The organism is Kitasatospora sp. NPDC057512, from assembly GCF_042802135.1.
GTDB lineage: Bacteria > Actinomycetota > Actinomycetes > Streptomycetales > Streptomycetaceae > Kitasatospora.
This window is the reverse complement of the sequence record NZ_JBHVET010000659.1, coordinates 1-4,833: the sequence shown is the minus strand read 5'-3', so window position 1 is coordinate 4,833 and position 4,833 is coordinate 1. Positions and strand designations below refer to the sequence as shown.

General features: G+C 74.1%; 4 protein-coding genes. 3 read left to right on the top strand and 1 reads right to left on the bottom strand.

Going from position 1 to position 4,833, the window contains the following annotated elements:
- Both ACFU6K_RS31390 and ACFU6K_RS31385 read left to right on the top strand, forming a co-directional pair.
- The coding region (locus ACFU6K_RS31390; protein WP_380668772.1) for a hypothetical protein at positions 1–1,315 on the top strand (1,315 nt) is incomplete at its 5' end.
- Positions 1,312–2,085, top strand: a complete 774-nt coding sequence (locus ACFU6K_RS31385; protein WP_380668771.1) for an isocitrate lyase/phosphoenolpyruvate mutase family protein — start codon at positions 1,312–1,314, stop codon at positions 2,083–2,085. The genes ACFU6K_RS31390 and ACFU6K_RS31385, both read left to right, overlap by 4 nt.
- Positions 2,086–2,193: 108 nt before the next feature.
- Here the strand turns inward: ACFU6K_RS31385 and ACFU6K_RS31380 are convergent, their stop codons facing one another.
- Positions 2,194–2,958, bottom strand: a complete 765-nt coding sequence (locus tag ACFU6K_RS31380) for a TetR/AcrR family transcriptional regulator C-terminal domain-containing protein (RefSeq protein ID WP_380668770.1) — start codon at positions 2,956–2,958, stop codon at positions 2,194–2,196.
- A 317-nt stretch (positions 2,959–3,275) separates the two neighbouring features.
- Here ACFU6K_RS31380 and ACFU6K_RS31375 point away from each other — a divergent pair, with 317 nt between their 5' ends.
- On the top strand, positions 3,276–4,790 hold the full coding sequence (locus tag ACFU6K_RS31375; protein ID WP_380668769.1) for an MFS transporter: 1,515 nt from the start codon (positions 3,276–3,278) through the stop codon (positions 4,788–4,790).
- Positions 4,791–4,833 lie beyond the last annotated feature (43 nt).

Sequence of the window (4,833 nt, the reverse complement as noted above, 5' to 3'; positions counted from 1 at the left end):
GTTCAGCTCCGGCGAACCGCACGCCCGGCGCCGGGCGCTGGTGCTGGCCGACCTGGAGCGGCTGGACCCGGACCGGCTGCGGGTGGCTGCGGCCGGCGGCTTCGAGTCCGACGTCCGGCTGCGGGTCGTCCGGGTGCTCGCGGCGGAGCTCGGCCTGGCCGACCCGGAGGCCGTGGCGCGGGACGTCGCGACGGTGTCCCGGGCGTACTTCACCGACGCGCCGGCCGGCCTCGTGGCGGACGACGCGCCGGGCGACCCGGTGGCGGACGCGGCGGTGGCCCGGCTGCTGCCCGCGATGGGGGACCGGGACGAGGAGACCGCCGCGAACCGGATCGGCCTGCTCGTCCAGGCCTGCGACGCCACCGCCGCGCTGGTCGAGGGCGCCCGCCGGCACGAGGACGGGTTGGCCGGCGTGCTGCGCGCGGACCCGCCGGTCCGGACGATGCGGCGGATCGCCGCCCGGGCGACCGAGGTCGGCGGGGTGGCGGTGCCGGCCGGGACGCGGGTCCTGCTCGACATCGCCGCCGCCCAGGCCGGGGCCCCGGCGGGGGTCGCGCTCACCTTCGGTGCCCCGCCCCGGAGTTGCCCGGGCCGCTCGCAGGCCCTGGTGATCGCCGAGGGGATCCTGTACGGCTCCTCCGATCCGGCGGACACCGGGACGCCGCCGCCGACCGAGGACCTCGGCAAGGCCGAACTCGCCGCCCTGGTGCCGGAGATGGTCGCGTACGTGCTCGACCGGGCGGCCGGCTGGACGGCCTGGGACGGCCGACCGATCGTCAACGCCGACGGTCGAACCTACGCGCCGCACAAGGCCGTTCGCCGCATCGCCGACCATCTCGTCGACCACCTGGCCGAGTTGGAGGCCCGGCTGGTCGGCGAACCGACCGAGCCCGACCACTGGCACGCCTCCAACGTCACCACCCCGGCCGACCTGGCCCTGTTCACCACCGCCGACCTGGACGAGGCCCGCAGCCGGCTGACCCGGCTGGCCGGGATCTGGTCCCGGCGGGTCGCCGCGCTGCCGGACGAACGGCTGGACGACTCCCCGGGCACGGGCTGGAGCTTCCGGCAGATCGTCTGCCACGTCTCCGGGGCCGGCTACTACTACGCGGACTCGGTCGGGAGTCCGGCGGGTGCGGAGGGCGGCGCCGCGGGGCCGACGCGTGTGACCGACAACCCGACACGTGTGCCCGACAACCCGACGCGTGTGACCGACAGTCCGACGTGTGTGCCCGACAACCCGACGTGTGTGACCGACAGTCCGGCGGACCCGACCGGACACCGTGCGAACGAGCCGATGGAGACGACCCGATGACCCCCTTCGCCGCCCTGCACCACCGCCCCGGCCGCCCGCTGCTGCTCCCCAACGCCTGGGACCACGCCTCGGCCGTCGCCCTCGCCGCCCAGGGCCACCCCGCGATCGGCACCACCAGCCTGGGCGTGGCGGCCGTCGCCGGCCTCCCCGACGGTGCCGCCGCCACCCGCGCGGAGACCGTACGGCTGGCGCGCCGGCTCGGGCCCGGCGGCTTCCTGCTCAGCGTCGACGCGGAGTCCGGGTTCAGCGACGACCCGGACGAAGTCGCGGAGCTGGCGGTGGAGTTGGTCGAGGCCGGAGCGGTCGGCATCAACCTGGAGGACGGCCGGGCGGACGGCACCCTGGCCCCGTCCGCCCGCCACGCCGCGAAGATCGCCGCGGTGAAGGCGGCCGCCCCGGAGCTGTTCGTCAACGCCCGTACCGACACCTACTGGTGCGGGCAGGACGCCCCCGAGGTGGAGACGCTCCGACGCCTGGACGCCTACCAACAGGCGGGCGCGGACGGGGTGTTCGTCCCCGGGCTGACCGGTCCGGAGGCCATCGGCCGGCTGGTCGGCGAGCTCGCCGTCCCGCTCAACATCCTCTGGACGCCGACCGGCCCGGGCCTCGCCGAGCTGGCCGCGCTCGGGGTGGCGCGGGTCAGCCTCGGGTCGCTGCTGTACCGCGCGGCACTGGCGGCGGCGGTGGCCACGGCGGCGGCCGTCGCGGCGGGGGAGCCGGTCGGTCCGGTGCCGGGGTACGCGGAGGTGCAGGCGCTCAGCGAGAGGTGAGCCGCACGGCCGGGCCGGCGCCGGGCCGCGCGGTCGGGCGGGAGTCGGGCCGCGGGCTCGGCCGGCGCCGGGCCGCGCGGTCGGGCGGGCGGGGGACGGCCGGGGCGCTCAGTGCTGCCTGCGGGCCGCCATGGCCGCCTCGATCCCGTCCAGGATGACGTTGACGCCCCGGGCGAAGGTGCTGTCCCGGCCCGCGCTGACCTCGTTCGGCACCGCGGCGGTGTACAGCCGGTACAGCCGCGGGAACTCCTTGGTGGCCTCCATGACGGCGGGCAGGAGCTGGTTCATCCACTCCTGCTCGTCCTGGCCGCTGCGGGCCAGCGCGCTCAGCCAGGAGGCTTCCACGCAGGCCGTCCCGATGGTGTAGCCCATGACGGCGCTCATCGCGTCGTTCGCCTCGACGATCTCGAAGCCGGCCGTCTCCAGGACACCCAGCAGGGTTTCGGAGAGCCGCATCCAGTTGGGGCCGAGGTAGATCATCCCGACGTCGCCGATCACCCCGACCATCCACGGGTGGCGGATGATGGCCGCGCGCATGCTCTCGGCGCACTCCATGATCTTCGCTCGCCAGACCTTCGGCTCCTCGCAGCCCTCGGCCCCGGGCCGTGGGAGGGTGCCGAAGACCTGGTCGACGACCAGGGCGAGCAGTTCGTCCTTGTTGGCGACGTGGGTGTAGAGCGAGGTGGCGCCGGCGTTCAGCCGGGCGGCGAGCTTGCGCATGCTCAGCGCCTCGATGCCGCCGGAGTCCAGTAGCGCGAAGGCCTCGGCGACGATCTGCTCGCGGCTGAGGGCGGGCTGTTCCCGTCGCCGCTGGGGGCGGTTCCACGGCATGGGGATGCCCGGGGTCGTGCCGTCCTCTGTCCTGGCCGCCATCGGGCCCTCCTCACCAATCGTCCGGATCCGGTCCGGTTCGGCGCAGCTCGCCACGGGTTGATGCGAACAGTGTACGGCGCAGCGAACAGCGTGCGGAGATCGAACGGTGTGCGGCGTTGCGAACAGTGTGCGGCGTCCGTACAGTGTTCGGAGCGGCGCACACCGTTCCCCTGGGGACGGAGGACGGTGTGCCCGCGACGACTTCCGCGCGGCTCCGGTCTCACAGCCAGGCCCGCGCGCCCGTTCCGACGCTCGATGACCGAGCTCGGAGCCCGCCGCTCGAAGCCCGAAGTTCGAAGTCCGAAGGGGGAAACGCCGTGGAACGTCATCCGCAGCGCTGGCTCATCCTGGTCGTGCTCTGTCTCAGCAGCCTGGTGCTGGTGATCGACAACATGGTGCTCACGGTGTCCATCCCGCCGATCGCGGAGGACCTCAAGGCCGGGGCGCAGGACATCCAGTGGATCATCGACTCGTACATCCTGGTCTTCGCCGGCCTGCTGCTCACCTCCGGCAGCCTCTCCGACCGCTTCGGACGGCGGAAGGTGATGATCGTCGGGCTCGCGCTGTTCGGCGCCGCCTCACTGGTCGCGGCGTACGCCGGAAGCCCCGGTGAGCTGATAGCCGGGCGCGTCCTGATGGGCGTCGGCGGTGCGCTGGTCATGCCGAGCACGCTCTCCATCCTGATCACCGTCTTCGACGACGAGGAGCGCCCGAAGGCGATCGCCGCGTGGACCGCGGTGGCCATGGTCGGCCTGGTCGGCGGTCCGGTGCTGGGCGGCGCGCTGATCGCGCACTTCTGGTGGGGCGCGGTCTTCCTGCTCAACGTGCCGATCGCGGCCGTCGCCATCGTCGCCGCGGTGCTGCTGATGCCGGAGTCCAAGGGACCGTGGCGCCGCCCCGACCTGCTCGGCATGGTGCTGTCGATGGTCGGCATGACGGCGCTGGTGTGGTCGATCATCGTGCTGCCCCGGGACGGCTTCACCAGCGCGAGCACCCTCGGCGCGCTCGCCCTCGCGGTGGCCGCGCTGGTCGGCTTCGCCGTCCGGCAGGTCCGCACCGACTCGCCGATGGTCCCGATCAAGCTGTTCCGCAACCGGGTCTTCACCGGCGCCAGCTTCTCGCTCGTCCTGCTGACCTTCGCCACCGGCGGGCTGATGCTGGTCCTCACCCAGTACCTCCAGTTCGTGCTGGAGTTCTCGCCCACCGACACCGGCCTCGCCTTCATCCCGCTGGCCATCGCCTCGCTGGTGTTCAACGCGCTGGGCGCGGTGCTCGGCAAGAAGGTCCCGGCGCGGGTGCTCACCTCGATCGGCATGCTGATCATCGCGGGCGGCTTCGGACTGCTCGCCACCCTCTCGGTCGGCGACGGCTTCACCAAGGTCGCCCTGGCCATGCTGGTGCTCGGCATCGGCTCCGGCCTCGCCATGCCGGCCGCCGCCAACGCGCTGATGGGCGCCATACCCAGCGAGCACGCCGGCGTCGGCTCCGCGCTCAACGACACCATCCAGCAGTCCGGCGCGGCGCTCGGCGTGGCCATCCTCGGCACCGTGCTCTCCAGCACCTACACCGGCGCGATGCCCGCGGCCGCCCCCGAGGCCGCCCGCCACGACATCACCGGCGCGCTCGCGGTGGCCGGATCCACCGGGGACGGCGGCCTGGTCGCGGCGGCCCGGGAGGCGTTCAACACCGCCACCTCGACCACCTTCACGGCGGGCGGCATCGCGGTCCTCGCGGCGGCGGCGCTCACCCTGGTGCTGATGCGCGACGGCCGGAAGACCACCGGCACGGGGGCCGAGCCCCCGGCGGTGCCGGAGGCCGAGCCGGTCGTCTGACCGGCATCTTCCCCCCGGACTGCTGGCCCCGGCCGCCTCGTGC

What these genes read in the sequence shown, in the direction of transcription:
- ACFU6K_RS31380 (WP_380668770.1), bottom strand. Translation starts at nt 2,958, where the DNA reads ATGGCGGCCAGGACAGAGGACGGCACGACCCCGGGCATCCCCATGCCG.
- ACFU6K_RS31385 (WP_380668771.1), top strand. Translation starts at nt 1,312, where the DNA reads ATGACCCCCTTCGCCGCCCTGCACCACCGCCCCGGCCGCCCGCTGCTG.